The 19,649-nt window shown below is 70.5% G+C and carries 21 protein-coding genes; 12 read left to right on the forward strand and 9 right to left on the reverse strand.

The window, feature by feature from the left end:
- Window positions 1-20: 20 nt before the first annotated feature.
- Together AB0N27_RS13650 and AB0N27_RS13655 are read right to left on the reverse strand one after the other, a co-directional pair.
- Window positions 21-1,004 (reverse strand): 2-dehydropantoate 2-reductase N-terminal domain-containing protein, encoded by a 984-nt coding sequence (locus AB0N27_RS13650; protein WP_364368113.1) that lies wholly within the window; start codon window positions 1,002-1,004, stop codon window positions 21-23.
- Window positions 1,005-1,026: 22 nt separating this feature from the next.
- On the reverse strand, window positions 1,027-1,770 hold the full coding sequence (locus AB0N27_RS13655) for a M50 family metallopeptidase (protein ID WP_364368116.1): 744 nt from the start codon (window positions 1,768-1,770) through the stop codon (window positions 1,027-1,029).
- A gap of 101 nt (window positions 1,771-1,871) precedes the next feature.
- Here AB0N27_RS13655 and AB0N27_RS13660 point away from each other — a divergent pair, with 101 nt between their 5' ends.
- Window positions 1,872-2,423 carry a Uma2 family endonuclease gene (locus AB0N27_RS13660; RefSeq protein ID WP_364368119.1) on the forward strand — a complete coding sequence of 184 codons (552 nt, stop codon included), beginning with the start codon at window positions 1,872-1,874 and terminating at the stop codon, window positions 2,421-2,423.
- Between the two features lie 126 nt (window positions 2,424-2,549).
- Window positions 2,550-3,302 carry a GH25 family lysozyme gene (locus AB0N27_RS13665; protein ID WP_364368121.1) on the forward strand — a complete coding sequence of 251 codons (753 nt, stop codon included), beginning with the start codon at window positions 2,550-2,552 and terminating at the stop codon, window positions 3,300-3,302.
- Between the two features lie 82 nt (window positions 3,303-3,384).
- Here AB0N27_RS13665 and AB0N27_RS13670 read toward each other — a convergent pair whose 3' ends face one another.
- Both AB0N27_RS13670 and AB0N27_RS13675 read right to left on the reverse strand, forming a co-directional pair.
- Window positions 3,385-3,612 (reverse strand): hypothetical protein, encoded by a 228-nt coding sequence (locus AB0N27_RS13670; RefSeq protein ID WP_357988666.1) that lies wholly within the window; start codon window positions 3,610-3,612, stop codon window positions 3,385-3,387.
- Window positions 3,613-3,677: 65 nt separating this feature from the next.
- Window positions 3,678-5,642, reverse strand: a complete 1,965-nt coding sequence (locus AB0N27_RS13675; RefSeq protein ID WP_364368124.1) for a protein kinase — start codon at window positions 5,640-5,642, stop codon at window positions 3,678-3,680.
- A 90-nt stretch (window positions 5,643-5,732) separates the two neighbouring features.
- Here AB0N27_RS13675 and AB0N27_RS13680 point away from each other — a divergent pair, with 90 nt between their 5' ends.
- The 6 genes from AB0N27_RS13680 (at window position 5,733) to AB0N27_RS13705 (ending at window position 10,469) form a co-directional block, all read left to right on the forward strand.
- Window positions 5,733-5,927 carry an acyl-CoA carboxylase subunit epsilon gene (locus AB0N27_RS13680; protein WP_364368126.1) on the forward strand — a complete coding sequence of 65 codons (195 nt, stop codon included), beginning with the start codon at window positions 5,733-5,735 and terminating at the stop codon, window positions 5,925-5,927.
- Window positions 5,928-6,012: 85 nt separating this feature from the next.
- Window positions 6,013-6,462, forward strand: a complete 450-nt coding sequence (locus tag AB0N27_RS13685; RefSeq protein WP_364368129.1) for a hypothetical protein — start codon at window positions 6,013-6,015, stop codon at window positions 6,460-6,462.
- Window positions 6,459-7,823, forward strand: a complete 1,365-nt coding sequence (locus AB0N27_RS13690; RefSeq protein WP_364368132.1) for a hypothetical protein — start codon at window positions 6,459-6,461, stop codon at window positions 7,821-7,823. The genes AB0N27_RS13685 and AB0N27_RS13690 overlap by 4 nt, the downstream gene beginning before the upstream one ends.
- Window positions 7,813-8,982, forward strand: coding sequence for a type VII secretion-associated serine protease mycosin (gene mycP / locus AB0N27_RS13695; protein ID WP_364368135.1), 1,170 nt, complete (start codon window positions 7,813-7,815; stop codon window positions 8,980-8,982). Before AB0N27_RS13690 ends, mycP begins: the two co-directional genes overlap by 11 nt.
- 168 nt (window positions 8,983-9,150) lie before the next feature.
- Window positions 9,151-9,819, forward strand: coding sequence for a nucleoside triphosphate pyrophosphatase (locus AB0N27_RS13700; RefSeq protein WP_364368139.1), 669 nt, complete (start codon window positions 9,151-9,153; stop codon window positions 9,817-9,819).
- Window positions 9,816-10,469: an O-methyltransferase gene (locus tag AB0N27_RS13705; protein ID WP_364368142.1), complete on the forward strand. Its 654-nt coding sequence runs from the start codon at window positions 9,816-9,818 to the stop codon at window positions 10,467-10,469. The genes AB0N27_RS13700 and AB0N27_RS13705 overlap by 4 nt, the downstream gene beginning before the upstream one ends.
- Before the next feature lie 59 nt (window positions 10,470-10,528).
- Here the strand turns inward: AB0N27_RS13705 and AB0N27_RS13710 are convergent, their stop codons facing one another.
- The 3 genes from AB0N27_RS13710 to AB0N27_RS13720 form a co-directional block, all read right to left on the reverse strand.
- Window positions 10,529-11,284 (reverse strand): ABC transporter permease, encoded by a 756-nt coding sequence (locus AB0N27_RS13710; protein WP_354817453.1) that lies wholly within the window; start codon window positions 11,282-11,284, stop codon window positions 10,529-10,531.
- An 18-nt stretch (window positions 11,285-11,302) separates the two neighbouring features.
- The gene (locus AB0N27_RS13715) at window positions 11,303-12,262 is read right to left on the reverse strand and encodes an ATP-binding cassette domain-containing protein (protein WP_364368146.1); all 960 of its coding nucleotides are present in this window, start codon (window positions 12,260-12,262) and stop codon (window positions 11,303-11,305) included.
- Between the two features lie 122 nt (window positions 12,263-12,384).
- A complete protein-coding gene (locus AB0N27_RS13720; protein ID WP_364370682.1) occupies window positions 12,385-12,996 on the reverse strand; it encodes a PadR family transcriptional regulator in 612 nt (203 codons plus the stop codon).
- Window positions 12,997-13,135: 139 nt separating this feature from the next.
- Here AB0N27_RS13720 and AB0N27_RS13725 point away from each other — a divergent pair, with 139 nt between their 5' ends.
- The gene (locus AB0N27_RS13725; RefSeq protein WP_364368149.1) at window positions 13,136-14,887 is read left to right on the forward strand and encodes a biotin carboxylase N-terminal domain-containing protein; all 1,752 of its coding nucleotides are present in this window, start codon (window positions 13,136-13,138) and stop codon (window positions 14,885-14,887) included.
- A 69-nt stretch (window positions 14,888-14,956) separates the two neighbouring features.
- Complete coding sequence (locus tag AB0N27_RS13730; protein ID WP_364368151.1) at window positions 14,957-16,396, forward strand: GuaB1 family IMP dehydrogenase-related protein; 1,440 nt, start codon at window positions 14,957-14,959, stop codon at window positions 16,394-16,396.
- Here AB0N27_RS13730 and AB0N27_RS13735 read toward each other — a convergent pair.
- The gene (locus AB0N27_RS13735; protein WP_364368154.1) at window positions 16,362-17,993 is read right to left on the reverse strand and encodes a DHA2 family efflux MFS transporter permease subunit; all 1,632 of its coding nucleotides are present in this window, start codon (window positions 17,991-17,993) and stop codon (window positions 16,362-16,364) included. The two genes, AB0N27_RS13730 and AB0N27_RS13735, sit on opposite strands and share 35 nt — an antisense overlap.
- 57 nt (window positions 17,994-18,050) lie before the next feature.
- On the opposite strand from AB0N27_RS13735, the gene AB0N27_RS13740 reads away from it, so the two are divergent.
- On the forward strand, window positions 18,051-18,539 hold the full coding sequence (locus tag AB0N27_RS13740; protein ID WP_364368157.1) for a MarR family transcriptional regulator: 489 nt from the start codon (window positions 18,051-18,053) through the stop codon (window positions 18,537-18,539).
- 19 nt (window positions 18,540-18,558) lie between these two features.
- Here the strand turns inward: AB0N27_RS13740 and AB0N27_RS13745 are convergent, their stop codons facing one another.
- The gene (locus tag AB0N27_RS13745; RefSeq protein WP_364368160.1) at window positions 18,559-19,104 is read right to left on the reverse strand and encodes a TetR/AcrR family transcriptional regulator; all 546 of its coding nucleotides are present in this window, start codon (window positions 19,102-19,104) and stop codon (window positions 18,559-18,561) included.
- A gap of 84 nt (window positions 19,105-19,188) precedes the next feature.
- On the opposite strand from AB0N27_RS13745, the gene AB0N27_RS13750 reads away from it, so the two are divergent.
- Window positions 19,189-19,635 carry a DoxX family membrane protein gene (locus AB0N27_RS13750; protein WP_364368163.1) on the forward strand — a complete coding sequence of 149 codons (447 nt, stop codon included), beginning with the start codon at window positions 19,189-19,191 and terminating at the stop codon, window positions 19,633-19,635.
- The last annotated feature ends 14 nt before the right edge of the window (window positions 19,636-19,649 follow it).

Consider the following 19,649-nt stretch of genomic DNA (forward strand, 5'->3'; position numbering starts at 1 on the left):
GGGGTCTCCGGTTGCCCCGATCAGGCGATCATCTTCTCCAGCTCGGTCAGCGGGAACGCGCCAGCTCCGACTCGTTCGCGGACGGCCCGGCGTACCGCGCGCTGCACCGCCGCGTTCGCGGGCGTCGGTACGCCGTGCAGCCGGCCGAGCAGGACGACCTCCCCGTTGAGGTGGTCGACCTCGGTGCGGCCGGTGCCCCGGGCCAGGCTCTGCCAGGTGGAGCCGCCGGATCGGGCCTCGCCGGCCACCGGGCGTAGCCCGACCAGGTCGCCGCGTTCGGCCTTCTCCTCCTGCGGGGACGTGTGCGCGATTCCCGCTGCGGCGAGTACGGCGACGCCCTCGGCGCGTACCCGCTCGGCAAGCGCGTCGGGGATGTCCTGCCCGAGCAGCGCCTGAAGGCCGTTGCCGAGGTTGCTGAGCAGCTTGCCGTACTTCCAGCGCAGCACGTCCTCGCGTACCGGCGCGACGAATCCGGCGGCGGTGAGGTCGGCGGAGACGGCCCGGTCGGTGTCGTCGGCGCCGTCCGGGTACCGCCCGATGTGGAGCATCCCCGGATGCGGGTACCCGTTGGCCACCACCACGCCCGGTTGCAGATGGGTGGCGGGCAGCCAGACGCAGACGGGGTGCACGTCGGCGAAGAGCCGCAGCGCGGTCCGCTCGTTAGCCACCCCGTTCTGCGCGGTGACAAGCGGCAATCGCTCACCCGCCGTACCGCCACCGGCCACCGGCGCGTCCACCCAGGCGGCCAACGCCCCGGCGGTGTCCTGCGACTTCACAGTGAGGACCAGAACCGTGTCGGCGGGCAGGGGACGGTCACCGGGCCGGTCCACGGCGTCGAGCCGGACGGTGATGTCACCGTCTGGCTGGCGCAGGGTCAGGCCCCGATCACGGATCGCGTCCAGGTGCGTCCCACGGGCCACAAGCGTCACGTCGCGGCCGGCCTCGGCCAGCCGCGCCCCGATCGTTCCGCCAACCGCGCCGGCCCCGATGATCACGTATCGCATGGCCCCATTCTGCCCGGTGCGGCTAGACCGTCAGGCCGGCGCTGGTGAGGATGGGGCCCGCCAGGAGCAGGGCGCCGGCGACGAGGGCTGCCACGTTGACCAGGGCGAAGACCATGACCCAGAAGAACGCCGGGAACGGGGTCAGCCCGGCGAGCTGGTCTGCGTCGGAGGCGGGCATCCGGCCGCGCGAGCGCAGCCGTTGCAGCTCCACCACCGGCCGCACCCCACCGAGCAGCAGGAACCACACCCCGGCGTACGCGAACGCGGCCTGCACCTGCGGCGTCGCGTACCACGACACGGCGAACACCAGCGCCCCGGTGACCAGGAGCGACACCACACCGAACGCGTTACGGATCATGATCAGCATGGCGAGCAGCAGCACCACCGCGACCCAGAGCAGCAGGGTGATCCGGTTGCCGCCGAGCAGCCAGGCACCGGCCAACCCGACAAGCGGCGGGGCGACGTAGCCGGCGAGCAGGGTCAGGATCATGCCCGGTCCGGTGGGTCGACCGGCGGAGAGCGTCAGACCCGACGTGTCCGAGTGCAGCCGGATTCCGCGCAGCTTACGGCCGGTGAGCAGGGCGACGAGCGCGTGCCCGCCCTCGTGGGCGATGGTGATGGCGTTGCGGGCGATCCGCCACGGCAGCCGGGTGGACACCACCACCAGCGCGACGATCGCGGTGATCAGCACCAGCAGCGGAGGCGGGTCCGGCTGCGCGTCGAACAGCGTGTCCCACATGTCGCCCAGCCCGTCGATCGACATCATGGGGCGCGAGCCTACCGGCGGCGTTCCGTGTCGCTCCCGAGGCGTCGGCTCGTATCCTGTGAAACTGATCGGGTGGCGAGTGAAGCGGGAGGTGAGCGCCGGTGAGTGCGGACCCCCTGGGACACCACGTCGGGCTCTGGACCGAGGCCGACTACTTCGCCCTGGGTGAAACCCCGGACCGGATCGAGCTGCTCGACGGGAGCCTGATCGTGAGCCCTGCCCCGAGCCGATGGCACCAGCGGGTGTCGCGCCGACTGGCGAACAGCATCGAGACAGCGGCTGATCCTGACGGCCTCCTGGTCTATGAGGCGATCAACGTCCGGCTCGGCATCGACCGGGTCGTCATTCCGGATCTCGTCGTGACCGACATCGACGACGACGGCGCCTTCCTCGACGCCGACCGGGTGGCCCTCGTCGGCGAGATCGTCTCGCCGGGCAACGCCGCCGCCGACCGGCTGGTCAAGATGCAGCTCTACGCCATCGCGCGCATCCCCTGGTATCTGCTTGTCGAGCAGGACGGCGACGGTCACTCGCTGCGGCTGTTCCGGCTGGACGGCGGGCACTACGTCGAGGACCAGGTGGCAAAGCCCGGCGAAACGCTTACCGTCGTCGAGCCGTTCCGCTGGCAGCTCGACCCTGGCACTCTGCGCTGATCAGTTCGAGTCCGGTCACCGGGGCGACCGACACCCGTCGATGAAACTTTCTTCAGCAGCCCTTGCGATCTTGGGCAGTTATCTCCAAAGATGGGCGTCAATAGACGGCCCCATCTGGAGGCACTCATGGCCCGCACCGACTCACCGCTGCGCCGCGTACTCGCGGCCGGCCTCACCGTCCTCGCCACCGCGGCGGCGACCCTCGTCGCGACCGCCGGCCCGGCGGCGGCGGCCACCACCCCCGGCGTCGACGTGTCCCGCTACCAGGGATCGATCAACTGGACGAGCGTCCGCAACGCGGGCGTCCAGTTCGCCTTCATCAAGGCGACCGAGGGCACCAGCTACAAGGACCCGAACTTCAACGCGAACTACGTGAACGCGTACAACGCCGGGGTGATCCGCGGGGCGTACCACTTCGCCCGGCCGAACATCTCCGCCGGCTCCACCCAGGCCAACTACCTGGCGTCCAACGGTGGCGCCTGGTCGGCCGACAGCCGCACACTGCCCGCGGCGCTGGACATCGAGGGCAACCCGTACGCCGGCGGCTACTGCTACGGCCTGAGCACCACCGGGATGCGCAACTGGATCCAGGACTTCCTGAACACCTACCGCTCGCGCACCGGCCGGTACGCGGTCATCTACACCACCACGAGCTGGTGGAACCAGTGCACCGGCAGCTGGACCGGCCCGTGGGCGAACCACCCGCTCTGGCTGGCCCGCTGGGCGAGCGCGCCGGGCGCCCTGCCGGCCGGCGCGTCGGTGTGGAGCTTCTGGCAGTACACCAGCACGGGAGCCGTCTCCGGGATCAGCGGCAACGTGGACCGCAACTACTGGAACGGTGACCGCAGTCGGCTGATCGCACTGGCCAACAACACCTGACCGAGCCGTTGGCGGCAGCGGGATCGACTGTCACCACACGGTCGACAATCGGTCCGGCTGCCGCCACACAATCGGTTTCGGGTCAGGCCCGCCGTCGGCTCATCGCCGGCACTGGAGTCTCATCGGGAGTCAGCGCACCCCGCCGGGTCAGCCGCCACGCGCCGACCCCGCAGACGGCAACGGCCACGACGCTGAGCAGTGCGATGAACGCCGGAACCCCTGCGGCGACCAGCAGCAGAACCGCGTCGCCGAACGCGACGAGCATCCACAGTGCCAGCCGGGGCCGGGCATCCCTCCGTCGGTAACCCATGTCGTACCTCCTTCCGTCGTCGAAGGTCAATTACCCCGGACGACGGAAGGTCATGCGAATCAATTTCAGTCCTTGCGGTCGGGCACGAAACCCTTGGCGATCCGGTCGAAGTTCGGCAGGTTGGCCTGCCAGTCCTTCTCCGCGATCTCCCACCGCAGGGCGTAACCCCGGTTGCTGGCCGTCACGAAGCCCCGGTTACGGACGTGGATCCGCTGCCCGTCCCGGGTCTCCAACCACTCCCAGTCCGCGCACGTCTTCCAGAAGTTGCAGCGCTCGATACTGAGGTACTGGTAGTTGGTGACCCGCCTCTTCCGGTCCGGCTCCTTGTCCTGCCAGTCCTTGACCGCGTCCTTAGCCGGCGTCGGGGTCCACTGCACCAGCAGCTCGCCCGGGCCGTTGGACTCGTCGAAGACGACCGTGTCGCTGTCGGGCTGGCTGCGGACCCACCCGTCGGGGATCGGCAGGGAGAAGCCGACCGGGTCCTTGTGCAGCTTCCAGCCTGCCGGCAGCGCGTTGGGGTCGACCGACGGCGTGGCCGACGGGGTCGGACTGGGCGCGCCGCTCGTCGGCGGGGGCGCCGCCGGGGCGGACGTCGGTGCCGGGGCGGACGCGGACGTCGCGGCAGCACCCGTCGGGCCGGCCTGCGGAGTGTCGTCGTCACCGTTGGTGAGCATCGGCACGATCACCACGAGGCCGATCAGCAGCACGGCCACCAGGGCGCCGATCAGGAGGTTGCGCCGGGTGTTGTTCGGTTTCGTGCCGTCCGACGGCGGCACCGCCGCACGACCGGCCGGACTCACCGGGGGCATCACCGACGTCGGGGTCGACGGTTTGCGCTGCTCCGGCGCCACTGGCGGACCGTCCACGACTGTCGGCTCGTCGTCGGTCGTCGTACCTCCGCCGGAGGTGCTGGCCGCGGCCGTGACGGGCGCGGTGGGGTCGGCGTCAGGCGTGGCCGGCGGGTCGATGGTCGCCGTCGGCTCGGCCGGCACCAGCGCGGTCGGCTCGGCATCGGCGCCGGACGACACGGTGGCGGTCGGCGTCGCGTCGGCGGAGGTCTCCGCGACGGGCGGCGGCGGGGGCGGTGACACCGGCCGGTTCGAGGAATCCTCGGCGGGTCGCGGGGCCGGCACGACCGGCAGGCGCGGCTCGCGCGGACCGTTCGGCCCCGGCCGGCGTACGCCATCGAGCAGCGAGATCGAGCGCGACCGCTTGCCGCCGGCGCGGCGCAGCAGCCGTTCCGCCACCTCGGCGTTGATCCGCTCGTTCGGGTCCTTCCGCAGCAGCCCGTTGAGCACGGCCTTGAGCGGGCCGGCGTTCTTCGGCGGCGGGATCGGCTCGGTGGCCAGCGCGGCCAGGGTGCCGATCGCCGACGGCCGGGCGTACGGCGACTTGCCCTCGACCGCCGCGTAGAGCGTCGCGCCCAGCGACCACAGGTCGGCCTCCGGCCCGGCGGTGCCGTCCCGGGCCCGCTCCGGCGAGATGTACGCGGGCGAGCCGAGGACCATGCCGGTGCGGGTGACGTTCGGGTCGCCCGGGATGGTGGCGAGACCGAAATCGGTCAGCACCACCCGGCCGTCGTTGCCGAGCAGCACGTTGCCCGGCTTCACGTCGCGGTGCATGACGCCCGCCTTGTGGGCCGCGTTCAGGGCGCCCAGCACACCGAGGCCGATCTCGACCGCGCGGGCCACCGGCACCGGGCCGTCCTCGGCGAGCGTGTCCTGCAACGACTTCGACGCCACGTACTCCATGACGATCCACGGATCGCCGTCGGTGCGCAGCACGTCGAAGATGCGCACGACGTTGGCGTGGTTGAGCCGGGCGATGGCCCGCGCCTCCCGCAGAGAGCGTTCCCGCATCTCACGGCGTTCCTCGTCGGTGAGACCGGGCGGCGGCACCAACTCCTTGATGGCCACGTCCCGGTGCAGCACCTCGTCGCGCGCCTTCCACACCCGACCCATGCCGCCCTGGCCGAGCGGCGACAGAAGCCGGTATCGGTCAGCGACGAGTTGGGGAAGCGCGTTCGACATCGGTGAGACGGTACCCGGACCGTCCGACCGTCACACCGCCGGCACGCCACTGTGCGTCTCCCGTAACTTCCGGCCGCGTACCCTGGCGGCATGTCTGCCGAAGAGCCGCTGTTCCGGGTCGTCCGCGGCGTGCCCACCGCCGAGGAGTTGGCCGCCCTGGTGGGGGCCATCGTCGTCCGGTCCCGGCCGGCCGCGGTCCCCGCGCCGGCCGCCGTCTCCACCTGGGCGCGCAGCGGCCGCCCGGCCAGCCCCCGCACCTGGCGCACCGCCGGCCTCCCCCGCTGACACGACCCACCACGGGGGCTGCCAGGGTCGCGGGAAGCCGTTAACCTCACTCAGGGAAACGGTGTGGTGACGGTAGGGAGGATCGATGATCCCCGAAGAGGACGGGCCAGCACCCTGGCTGCGCAACTACGGCGGTATCGAGGCTGACATCCGTCAACTCCGGGACTTCGCCGACCAGCTCGCCGCCGAGGTCGAACGCAACTACGCGCCGCACCTGCCGTACATCGCCGCCGACATGTCCGCCGAGATACCCAATCCCTGCGACGCCTTCGTCGAGCTGGTCACGTTCCTGCACGCCCACCACGAGACACAGCAGGCGACCGCCGACATGGTGTACGCCGTCCGAGGCGCCACCGGCCACCTCGCCGCAGCCGCCGACCGCGTCGCCACCCGATACGCCGACACCGACGCCTTCTCCGCCGCCCGAGTGGTCGACGTGCGACAGGCCCTCGCCGACCCGGGCGCCGTCCTGCCCGACACCCCCGCGCCCACACCGATGCTCAGCGACCCCACCGGGCCGGTGGTGCTCCCATGAACGAACGGGGCAACAGCCGCACCGCCGGCACCAACTGGCAGCTCATGGACGTCAACAGCATGTGGGCGTGCCTCCAGGACCACGACACCGCCAACCACTGGAAACAGGTCGCCGGCTGGCGCAAGGTCTGCGACCTGGCACAGATCCACCTCGGGCGGCTCCAGGAATACCGGCGAGGGCTGGCCACGGCCTGGCCCCCCGAAACCAGCGCCGCCTCCCGCACGTACCTCGCCCAACTCGACGAACTCATCGACAAGGTCCGGCACACCCACGACGCCGCCGCCGCCAACTACACCGCGCTGTCCGCCGCCACCCAGGCCATCGGCACCACCCGCGCCGCGCTCCGCAAGATCTACGAGGAGTACGCGGACAAACTCCAGCAGAAGCAGGCGTACGAGACGACGGCGGCCGACCCTAAGGCGATCATGGGGAACCGGGTCACCGAGCCACCTGTGACCGACGCGGAACTGGAACGGCTGAACGTCCAGGCGCGGAGCATGATGTTCGGCCTCAGCGGCGAACTCCAACAAGCCCAAGCCACCCTCCAAAAACCACCACCACCACCGAAAGGCAAACCAGTCGCTGACCAGGCGAACCCGGATGTCTACGGCGAAAGTATGGGGCCAGTCATTCCCCCAATCGTGCCCGTCCCGGCGCGGAAACCTGCCGGAGGCAGATCGGCCATAACAACCGAGCCCGTTTCCATGCCGAATGTTCCAGGTGCTGGGCCCATACTTGGCGCTGCAAGCGGCGGGTTACCCGGCGCAGTGACGAACGCCGGCTCAGGTCTTGGGTCCACGCCACCAACGCTGGCAGGATCAACATCCATCCTCGGACCGCAACCACTCTCACCTGGCGTCGCTCCCATTGCTGGACCTTCGAGAGTCGCTGATTCGCACCTCCCTCAGATCAACCGCCCGGCCGGAGGCGATGCACCACCACATGCAACGTCGCCAGCGCAACCGCGTTCAATGCCGCCTGGTGGTCTGATCGGGGGGATACCCGGGGCCGGAATTGGCCAGCCAGGCGCGAGCACATCGCCTCGTCGCATTAACCCGGTGGGCGGCGTGATAGGTGGCGGAGGCGCCGGCACCGGACCTACAGGCGGAGCGGGATCGAGGCCGGGCAGCGGTCGTAATGTCGGCCTCTCAAGCGGGTTCACGCCATTCGGTGGTGCCCCGAACTCGAGCCCAGGCGGTGGCGTGCTTCGTCCGACTTTGCGCGAAAGCGACCGGGATAAGAGCCGTCCGTGGGACCCTGATCACCCCTGGGAAACTGAGCAGGGTGTCGAGCCAGTGGTCCGTCCACCAGACAAGCAGGGTCCGATCGACCCCGGCCCTGCCATCGGCTTTGACCGATAAGCCGCATGCCGCCTGGAGGGCCATAGTCAGTGCGAGCGCTGCGGCCGTCGCACTGCAACTCCCGCTGGCAACAGACGCAAATGCCGCACCTGAAGCTCAAGAAGTCGAGAGAATTCGCGGCGACCAGTGGCATCTGGGCTATCTTCATGTAAGCGATGCGCAGAAGATCAGTCGAGGCAGTGGGGTTATCGTGGCAGTGCCAGACACTGGCGTTTACGATCACCCCGATCTGCGAAGCAACCTGCTTTCCGGCACAGACATCACTTCCGACAACACTGGCGACGGTAAGACCGATTCAAGTAGCCATGGCACTGGAATGGCGGGTTTGATCGCTGCGCATGGACGTGGCGACAACCAAGGAGCGCTTGGCATCGCCCCAGGATCCAACCTTCTGCCTATCCGGATCCAGGTGGCGGATGAAGAAGGCGACAGCGACGACCTTGCTGCGGGAATCGAGTATGCCGTTTCTCACGGGGCCAAAATCATCAGCATCTCTTCTGTCGCTGGCCCGAATCGGAATCTACAGAAAGCCGTGGAAAGTGCCATACAGGCAGACGTCCTTATGATCGCGGCGGCAGGCAATCTTCCACGTGACCGGTACGTCAGCTTTCCGGCCTCATACCCGGGTGTCGTTGCCGTCGGCGGAATCGATCGCAATGGAAACCGTGCTGCCATGTCCGTGACGGGGTCGGAGATTGACGTGGTTGCGCCAGCCGTTGATATCTACAGCACGAGCATCAACGGCAAGTACCGCAAGGGCACCGGCACCTCGGACGCGACGGCGATTGTGGCGGGGGCTGCGGCGTTGATCAGGTCGAAGTACCCCTACCTGCCGGCGCGGGAGGTCGCGCATCGGCTCACGGCCACGGCCGTCGACAAGGGTCCGCCTGGTCGTGACGACGAGTACGGGTACGGCGTCATCGATCTTGTGGCGGCGCTGACGGCGGACGTACCTCCGTTGGGTTTTGAGTCGGCGAGCGCTCCGGCCGGTGATGGGGCGAGTACGACGGCTGGCGCTCGTCCTGGTGATGACGGCGATGGTGCGACCGTTCGTGGCCTGGTCACTCTCGCGGTGATCGTGGCCGCTGGCGTCGGTTGGGCGTTGGTGGTGCGACGTCGTCGGCGCGGTGATGATCCGCCGCCCAGGATCAGTCGCTAACCGACCCGAGCGCGAGGATCGACTCCATATCGCCGATATTGCGCTTTCGTCGAGGTGGGATAGCCCCATATCGGCGATGTGGAGTGGATCAAGGGGTACGGGAGGTCGGGGCGCGCCAGTGGGCGTCGGCAGACGCCGGGCGGCACCGCAGCCGGTACCGTCGGGGTCGTGTCTGCATCTTTGCCGCTCCGCCTCGTGCTCGCCTCGGCGAGCCCTGCCCGTCGTAAGTCTCTCCAGGCCGCCGGCATCGAGCCGGACGTGCTTGTCAGTGGGGTGGACGAGTCGCTGGTGGTGACCGACCGGGCCGAGGATCTGTGCCTGGAGTTGGCGCGGCTCAAGGCGCAGGCTGTGCTGACCCGGCTGAACGCCGACGTCGACCAGCGGACGTTGGTGATCGGCTGTGACTCGGTGCTGGCGTTCGACGGGGAGATCCTCGGCAAGCCGGCGGACCCGGCGGAGGCGACCCGGCGGTGGCTGCGGATGCGGGGGCGCAGCGGCGTCCTGCACAGCGGGCACTGCCTGATCGACATGGTCGCCGGGCGGCGCGCGGAGGCGGTGGCCTCGACGACCGTTCACTTCGCCGACATCGGTGACGACGAGATCGCCGCGTACGTGGCCACCGGTGAACCGCTGGCCGTGGCCGGCGCGTTCACGATCGACGGGCTGGGTGGGCCGTTCGTGGAGCGGATCGAGGGTGACCCGGGCACCGTTGTCGGGTTGTCGATGCCGCTGCTGCGCCGTCTCCTCGCCGAGTTGGACCTGCGGATCACCGACCTGTGGACGACTGTCGCGCCGGGCGGTCAATCCGTGGAGCCGCTCGGTAACGTCCGGTCATGACCACCAAGTCGATTCCGCTCACCGACGAGCTGCACGCGTACCTGGTCGCCCACGGCGCTCCGCCGGACGAGATCATCCGGGACCTGGCCGAGGAGACCCGGTCGGTGCTGCCGGAGCACGCCACCATGCAGGTGGCGCCGGAGCAGGCCGCCTTCCTGACGTTCCTCACCCGGCTGCTCGACGTACGGCAGGCCGTCGAGGTCGGCACGTTCACCGGACTGTCGTCACTGGCCATTGCACGGGGGCTGCCCGAGGGTGGGCGGCTGACCTGCTTCGACATCTCCGAGGAGTTCACCGGCATCGCCCGGCGCTACTGGGCCCGCGCCGGTGTGCAGGACCGGATCGACCTGCGTATCGGCCCGGCCGGGGAGACGCTGCGGCAGCTGCCGAACGAGCGCTTCCTGGACTTCGCGTTCATCGACGCGGACAAGACGGGCTACCCGGTGTACTGGGCGGAGCTGGTGCCGCGGATGCGTCCGGGTGGGGTCATCGCCGTGGACAACGTGCTGCGGGGCGGCCGGGTGATCGCCCCCCGGGACGAGAACGACAGGGCCATCGCCGCGTTCAACGACGAGGTGTTGGCCGACGTACGGGTGGACCCGGTGATGCTGCCGATCGCCGACGGCCTCACCCTCGCCCGGGTGCGCTGAGGCCGCCCCACACGCCGACGGCGGGGTGCTCCCCTTGAGTCGGGGAGCACCCCGAAGCGTCAGCGGACGCTGCGGGCGAACTGGCGTGCCGCCCAGAAGACACCCAACGCGGCGAGGACCGCGGTGATGGTGAGGCCCTGCCAGACCTTGTCGCTGCCCAGGTCACCGGCGAACAGCGCCCGGGTGCCGTCGACCGCCCAGGAGAACGGGTTCCAGTCGGCGATGCCCTGCAACCAGCCGGGCGCGAAGGTCAGCGGCAGCAGGATGCCGGACAGCAGCAGCACCGGCTGGGCCACCGTGTTCATCAGCGGGGCCAGGGCGTCCTCACTCTTGACCTTGAGCGCGACGCCGTACGAGACGGCCGAGGTCATGAGCGCGATCAGGGCGAGCATCAGGTACGCCAACAGCAGGTCACCGATGAACACCCGCAGGTCGAACAGGAGCGCCAGCAGGGTGATGATGACGGCCTGCACGATGAGCGAGACCACGTCGCGCAGTGAGCGACCGAGAAGCAGGGCGAGCCGGCTGATCGGGGTGACCCGGGAGCGTTCGATGACGCCGGCGCGCAGCTCGGCGATCAGGCCGAAGCCCTGGAACAGGCCACCGAAGATGGCCAGCAGCACAAGCAGACCGGGTACGAAGATCTTGTAGGCGGCGGCCTGGGTGGGCGCGTTCAGCGCCGGCTTGAGCAGCGGGGCGAAGAGCAGCAGGTACATCACCGGCTGGAAGACGCCGACGAAGACCCAGACCGGGTTGCGCAGCAGGAGTTGGGTCTGGCGCTGGAAGATCAGCCACGTGTCACGGGCGAATTTCATGAGAGTCGTCTCCGGTGGTCAGGACTCGCGCAGCGAGCGGCCGGTCTTGGTGAGGAAGACGTCGTCGAGGCTGGGACGGTGCAGCTCGATCGAGCGCAGCTCCAGCCCGGCGTGGTCGAGGCGGCGCAGCACCTGCGGGATGGCGGTGGCGCCCTCGTCGACGTAGAGACGCAGGCCGCCCTCGTCGGCGGTCTCCAGCTTGTTGACGTACGGCTCGCCGTCGAGCGTCTGCGCGGCCTGCGGGGTGGCGGCCAGGTCGAGGCCGACCAGCACCACGTCGCCGGAGATCTCCCTCTTCAGCTCGGCCGGGGTGCCCTCGGCCACCACCTCGCCGTGGTCCATGATCGCGATCCGGTCGCAGAGCGCGTCGGCCTCGTCCAGGTAGTGCGTGGTGATGAAGACTGTCATCCCGTCCCGGCGCAGGCGCCGGATCTCGTCCCACATGTGGGCGCGGCTCTGCGGGTCGAGGCCTGTGGTCGGCTCGTCCAGGAAGACGACCTTCGGCTCGTGGATGATGCCGAGCGCGATCTCGACCCGCCGGCGCTGACCGCCGGAGTAGGTCTTGCACTTGCGGTCGGCGTACTCGATGAGCTGGAAGGCTTCCAGGGCGCGGACGGCGCGGTGCTGCGCGTCGGCCTTGCCGATGCCGTACATGCGAGCGTGCAGCACCAGCTCCTCGCGGGCGGTGGACTCGTCCCAGGTGCTGCCGCCCTGAGGCACGTACCCGATGCGACGCCGGACCTCCGCCGGGTCCTTGCGCAGGTCGGCCCCCGCGATGGTGGCCTCTCCGCCGTCCGGCTCGATAAGCGTGGCGAGCATCCGCAGCGTGGTGGTCTTGCCGGCCCCGTTGGGGCCGAGGAAGCCGAAGATCTCGCCCTCGGCGACATCGAGGTTGACCCCCCGCACGGCGTCAACCGTCTTCGTCTCTCGACCTGCGCGGGAGCGGAACGACTTCCGCAGCCCTCTGGTCTCGATCATTTCTGCTCCTGGTCGGTCTGGCCGGCCGGGCCGGCCGTCGAGTGGGAACGACGCCGGACGGCGCACTCCCCCGCTGTGCCGAGAGCAGGCTAACGCGATATAACTCTTATGGTCAACGTTGATTATTTCGCGTTAGGGTCGATCCGCTCCTCGCCGTCGCGCCGACCCGACCAACCCTCGGCGTTCGCCAGCTCAGCAGGTAGGTACGACACGCCGCTCTCGATCCGCTCGGCGATCCGCTCACACCACGTCATCTCGGCCTCCGCCCGCGCCGACCACAGCTCGAACATCCAACCGACGTGCACCGGTTTGGTGTTGCGCACCCAGTCCGACTGGAGCGAGGCGCGCATCGACCCGATGCCGGCCCGCAGCAGGTTGGCCCGGTTGCGCAGCGCCGCCGCCGCCTCGGAGCGGGGCATGGCGGGAAGAAAGGAGAACGCGGCGGTGAACGGGTCGATCGGCTCGGCGAAGTTCCACCAGAGATTGCGCAGCAGGGTCTCGAACTCGTCCTCCCCCTTGGGGGTCACCTCGTAGGTCGTCCGGGCCGGCCGGGCACCTACCTGCTCGGTGGCGACCGTCCGCAGCAGACCCTCCTCGGTGAGCTTGCGCAGCGCGTGGTAGATCGATCCGGGTTGCACGTTCGCCCACTTGTCGGCGCTCCAGCTCAGCAGCTCACGGCGTACGTCGTAGCCGTGCACGGGCTGCATCCACCGCACCAGACCGAGGATCATCATTCGAGTCGAGGACACCTGACAAGCGTAATAGCCAAGTTTGACTAAGGTCAGTGCCACATCCCACACTGAGCGATCGTTAGGGCCACCACGGTGGCCGATACACTCCCCGTCAGTAACTTCCCCGGGAGGAGCCACGAAGGTGCGCAAGGTACTCATCGCCAACCGCGGCGAGATCGCCGTCCGGGTCATCCGCGCCTGCCGTGACGCCGGCCTGGGCAGCGTCGCCGTGTACGCGGACTCCGACCGCGACGCCCTGCACGCCACCCTCGCGGACGAGGCGTACGCGCTGGGCGGGGACAGCGCGACCGAGACGTACCTGCGCATCGACAAGCTGCTCGACGTGGCCGCCCGGTCCGGCGCGGACGCCGTACACCCGGGTTACGGGTTCCTGTCCGAGAACGCCGACTTCGCCCAGGCGGTCATCGACGCCGGGCTGACCTGGATCGGCCCCACCCCGCAGGCGATCCGCGACCTGGGTGACAAGGTCACCGCGCGGCACATCGCGCAGCGCGCCGGCGCTCCGCTGGTCCCCGGCACGCCGGACCCGGTCGCGAGCCCGGACGAGGTGATGGCGTTCGCCGTCGACCACGGCCTGCCGGTCGCCATCAAGGCCGCCTTCGGTGGTGGCGGGCGCGGTCTCAAGGTGGCCCGGACCATGGAGGAGATCCCCCAGCTCTTCGAGTCGGCCACCCGGGAGGCGGTCGCCGCGTTCGGTCGGGGCGAGTGCTTCGTCGAGCGGTACCTGGACCAGCCCCGGCACGTCGAGGCGCAGGTCCTCGCCGACCAGCACGGCAACGTGATCGTGGTGGGCACCCGGGACTGCTCGTTGCAGCGGCGGCACCAGAAGCTCGTCGAGGAGGCGCCCGCGCCGTTCCTCACCGACGCCCAGCGGGCGCAGATCCACGACAGCGCCAAGGCGATCTGCCGGGAGGCCGGCTACCACGGCGCCGGCACTGTGGAGTACCTGGTCGGCAGGGACGGCACGATCTCCTTCCTGGAGGTCAACACCCGACTCCAGGTCGAGCACCCGGTCACCGAGGAGACCGCCGGCATCGACCTGGTCCGCGAGCAGTTCCGGATCGCCGACGGCGAGAAGCTGCGGAGCACCGAGGACCCGACGCCGCGCGGGCACGCCATCGAGTTCCGGATCAACGGCGAGGACCCGGGCCGCAACTTCCTGCCCGCCCCGGGCACGGTCACCGCGCTGCGGCTGCCCACCGGCCCGGGCGTGCGGGTGGACACCGGCATCTCGGCCGGCGACGTGATCGGCGGCAACTTCGACTCACTGCTCGCCAAGGTGATCATCACAGGCGAGACGCGGACCGAGGCGCTGGAGCGGGCCCGCCGCGCGCTCGACGAGATGGTCGTCGACGGCATGGCCACCGCGCTGCCGTTCCACCGCCTGGTCGTGCGGGACGAGGCGTTCACCGCCGAGCCGTTCACCGTGCACACCAGGTGGATCGAGACCGAGTTCGACAACACCGTGCCGCCGTTCGCCGCCGCCGCCGGCGCCGCCGAGGCGCCCGCCGAACGCGACACCGTCGTGGTCGAGGTCGGTGGCAAACGCCTCGAGGTAAGCCTTCCCGCCGGCTTCGGCGGGGGTACGACCACCGCGGCACCGGCCTCGCGTAAGCCGAGCCGGCGGGGCGGCGGCGCCAAGGCCGGCGCTCCGGTCAGCGGCGACGCGTTGACCTCGCCGATGCAGGGCACCATCGTCAAGATCGCGGTCGCGGACGGCGACACCGTGGCCGAGGGCGACCTGGTGGTGGTGCTGGAGGCGATGAAGATGGAGCAGCCGTTGCACGCCCACAAGGCGGGTACGGTCAGCGGCCTGACCGCCGAGGTGGGTGCCGTGATCACCTCCGGCGCCGCGATCTGCACCATCGCGTGACCGGCTGGTCGCGGGTGGTTTCGGACACCACCGGCGGCGGGACGGACCACGAGCGGCAATGATGGCCGGGTGCGGTTCCTTCACGGCGCGGTCCCCGCGCACGACCTGACCTATACCGACGTCTTCATGGCGCCGGCCCGTTCCGACCTCGGTTCGCGGCTCGACGTGGACCTGTCCACCGGCGACGGCACCGGCACCACCATCCCGCTTGTCGTGTCGAACATGACTGCGGTCGCCGGCCGGCGGATGGCCGAGACGGTGGCCCGGCGGGGCGCGATCGCGGTGATCCCGCAGGACATCCCGATCGAGGTGGTGGCGAACGTCGTCGCCTGGGTCAAGCAGCGCCACCTGGTCTACGACACCCCGATCACCCTGGGCCCGACCGAGACCGTCGGCGACGCCATCCACCTGCTGCCGAAGCGGTCGCACGGCGCGGTGATCGTGGTCGACGAGGCGGGCCGGCCGGTGGGTGTGGTCACCGAGGCCGACACCTTGGGCGTGGACCGGTTCGCCCAGTTGCGGCACGTGATGTCCACCGAGCTGCACACCGTTCCGGCGGACGCGGACCCGCGTACCGGCTTCGACAGGCTCTCGGCGGGCCGTCGCCGGCTCGCCCCTGTGGTGGACGCCGACGGCCGGCTGGTCGGGGTGCTGACCCGGCAGGGCGCCCTGCGGGCCACCCTCTACACGCCGGCGGTGGACGACCGGGGCCGGCTGCGTATCGCGGCGGCGGTCGGGATCAACGGTGACGTCACAGGCAAGGCCGCCGCGCTGCTGGAGGCCGGGGTGGACACGCTTGTCGTGGACACCGCGCACGGCCACCAGGAGCGGATGATCTCCGCGTTGCGGGCGGTCCGCAAGCTGGATCCGGGCGTCCCGGTGGCGGCCGGCAACGTGGTCACCGCCGAGGGCGTACGCGACCTGGTCGAGGCGGGCGCCGACATCATCAAGGTCGGCGTCGGGCCGGGCGCGATGTGCACCACCCGGATGATGACCGGGGTGGGCCGGCCGCAGTTCTCCGCCGTGCTGGACTGCTCGACGGCCGCCCGTCAGATGGGCCGGCACGTCTGGGCGGACGGCGGGGTGCGGCACCCCCGCGACGTCGCGCTCGCGCTCGCCGCCGGCGCGTCGAACGTGATGGTCGGCTCCTGGTTCGCCGGCACCTACGAGTCGCCAGGTGACCTCTACACCGAGCCGGACGGGCGTCGGTACAAGGAGAGCTTCGGGATGGCCTCGGCGCGGGCGGTGAGCGCCCGTACCGCCGACGACAGCCCGTACGACCGGGCCCGCAAGGCGGTGTTCGAGGAGGGCATCTCCTCGGCCCGGATGTACCTGGACCCGACCCGGCCCGGTGTCGAGGACCTGATCGACGAGATCATCGCCGGCGTCCGCAGCGCCTTCACCTACGCCGGCGCGCGGAACCTGACACAGTTCCACGAGCGGGCGGTGGTGGGTGTGCAGAGCGCCGCCGGTTTCACCGAGGGGATGCCGCTGCCGACGAGCTGGTAGCAGCGTCCGCCGGTGCCTGTGGCTCGGGGCGGGTCCGGGGCAGCCGGGCGCAGGCCACCAGGCCGATCAGGAGGAAGCCTGCGGCGGCGAAGGCGGCGTACCGGGTCGCGTCGGAGAAGGCGATGCGGGCTTCCTGGGCGATCGGTGCGGTACGCGGGTCGTCGGCAAGGCCGCCGATGGCGGCCCCGGCGCTCTCCTTGACCGCCGTGACCACCTGGTCCCGTTGGGCGGCGTCGAGCCCGGGCTGGTCGGCCAGCCGGTCGCCGAGGATGCCGCCGAGGCTGGCGAAGAGAACGGTGCCGAGTACGGCGATGCCGAGCGCCGAGCCGACCTGCCGGGCGGTGCTCTGGACGCCGGAGCCCTGCCCGCTGCGCCGCACCGGCACCTCGGAGAGCGACACGCCTGTCAGTTGGGCGGTGGCCATTCCGACGCCGATGCCGTAGACGAACAGGAAGCCCAGCGGAGCCCACCAGCTGGTGTCGGGCGCGACGACCAGGCCCAGCCCGGCGACCCCTACCAGTTCGGCGGCGACGCCGAGCTGGACGACCCGGGCGGCACCGAGGCGCTGGGTGAGTGGAGCGCCGATGCCGCTGGCGAGGAAGCTGCCGACGGCGAGTGGCAGCAGCGCCAGTCCGGTGTCGAACGCGCTGTAGCCGAGCACGTTCTGGTACCACAGGGGCAGCGCGAAGAGCAGCCCGAACTCGCCGAGGCTGACGATGGCGGCGGCAAGGACGCCGTTGCGGAACGACCCGATCCCGAACAGCGACAGGTCGAGCAGGGCGGGGCGGCCGGCCCGGTTGCGGCGGAGCTGGTGACCGAGGAAGAGGGCGAGCGCGGCGAGGCCGAGCAGACCGGCCACCGGGACGGGCGAGAGCGTGAGGGTCCAGTCCAGCCCGAAGAGGCTGAACGGCTTCTCCCGCTCCCACCAGCCGTAGGTGCGTCCCTCGATGAGGGCGAAGACGACGCCTGTCATACCGATCACGGAGAGGAGCGCGCCGACGATGTCGATGCCCCGTTCGGCGCGGTCGTCGCGGGACTCGGCGACCAGCGCGAGGGTCACCGCGACGACGGCCAGGCCGACCGGGACGTTGATGCCGAAGGCCCAGCGCCACGAGTACTCGGTGGTCAGCCAGCCGCCCAGCAGCGGGCCGAGAGCCGCCGCGCCGCCGATGGTGGAGCCCCAGACGGCGAAGGCGATGCCCCTGTCCCGGCCTGTGAAGTTGGCGTTGAGCAGCGACAGCGAGGTGGGCAGCATCATCGCGCCGCCGACGCCCTGGAGCACCCGGGAGGCGATCAGGGTCTCGCCGGAGCCGGCCAGCGCGGCGAGCACGCTTGCCGCCACGAAGACGACCACCCCGGCGACGAACATCCGGCGGCGTCCGGACCGGTCGGCGAGCCGACCGGCGACCAGCAGCAGCGCCGCGAAGACCAGGGTGTACGCCTCCTGGACCCACTGCGCGTCGGTGGAGGTGATGTCGAGGTCCCTGATGATCTGCGGGACGGCGACGTTCACGATCGTCGCGTCCACGATGATCATCGCGACGCCCAGGCTGATTGCGAACAGTCCCCACCAGCGTCCGCGCCCGTGCTCGGCCATGGTCAGCTCCTTATTGTAGCTAGATTTTCTAGCTACCCGAGCTGCTAGCTTTTACCCATGGCGCGGCCTTCGTCAACCCCAACGAGCGAGACGGCCCGCGCTCTGCGTGAGCTGCTGCGTGTCGCCAGCGACACCCGGGGGGCACTCGCCCGCCGGTTGGGGATCGGCACCACCGACGCGGCGGCCATCGACCACCTGATCTCCAGCTCCGAGCCGCTCGGCCCGGTCGAGTTGGGCCACCGGCTGGGCATCCGTTCCGCGTCGGCCACGACCCTGGTGGACCGCCTGGTGCAGGCCGGGCACGTACGCCGCGCGCCGCACCCGCACGACAGGCGCCGTCTCGCGCTCGAAGTGACAGAGCACGCCTACGACGAGGTCCTGATGGCTCTGCGACCGATGCTCGTCAGCGTGGACCAGGTGGTGAGTCGGTTGACCCCGGAACAGGCGGCGGCGACCACCGCGTTCCTGCGGGCGATCACCGAGGTGATGCGGGAGTACGTGGCCACCGCGCCTACCGACAAGCAGGTGGGCGGCCCCCAGCCCTGACCCGGGGCCTCGGGACCGGTCAGCCGAACAGTCGCCGCAGCACCGCGCGGGCGGCCTCGTGCGGATCGGCGCCCACCCGGTCCGGCAGGGCACCGGCCAGCCAGAGCGTGGCGAAGCCGTGGGCGATCGACCAGGCGGCGAGCGCGTCCCGGTCGGTGTCGGCTGTGGACAGTGTCGCCACTCCCGAGCGGAGCGCGGCACCGGAGCGGCCCCGCGCGGCGACCAGCTCGGCATCATCGGCCCGGTAGAGCTCGGGTCGGAACATCACCTCGAAGTGCGCGCGCCGCCGAACGGCGAAGTCGACGTACGCCACGCCGGCGGCCAGCAGGTCGTCGGCGGCCTCCAGCGCCTCGGCCAGCAGGTCGAAGCCCTCGGCCGCCAGTGCGGTGAGCAGGCCTGCCTTGTCGCCGAAATGGTGTGCCGGCGCGGCGTGCGAGACGCCGGCCCGGCGGGCGAGGTCGCGCAGGCTCAGGGCCGTCGGGCCGGCATCGTCGATCGCCTCCACGGCGGCGGCGAGCAGGGCGCGACGGAGGTCGCCGTGGTGGTAGCCGCGCGACGAGGTCATGCGGCGATCCTATCTTGCCATTGACAAGATGCCACCGCGACACGCAATCTTGTCACCGACAAGTTCACGCCGAGGAGGATTCCGATGGCACCCCTGATCGCCCTTGTGGTCGGCACGGCGCTGGCCCGACTCGCCGGCCTGGCCGGCATCTCCGCACTCGACGGCTGGCACCCCGCCCTACGGGTCGGGCTGGCGGTGATGTTCGTGCTGACCGGCGTCGCGCACTTCGCCGGGCAGCGCCGAGCCGACCTGGTCGCGATGGTCCCGCCCCGACTGTCCCGCCCCGACCTGCTTGTCACGCTCACCGGGGTGCTGGAGCTGGCCGGCGCGGCCGGGCTGCTCGTTCCGGCCACCGCCCGCTGGGCCGCTGCCGCGCTGGGCCTGCTGATGCTCGCGATGTTCCCGGCCAACGTGTCGGCCGCGCGCCGGACGCTGACCCTCGCCGGGCGCCCGGTCACCCCGCTCGGGCAGCGCACCGTCCTGCAGGTCGTGTTCGTCGCCACTGCTGCCGCTATTTCGTTTGGCCCCTGACTATCAGGGAGCTA

It is taken from the genome of Micromonospora sp. NPDC093244, assembly GCF_040683695.1.
In the GTDB taxonomy this organism is placed as follows: Bacteria; Actinomycetota; Actinomycetes; order Mycobacteriales; family Micromonosporaceae; genus Micromonospora.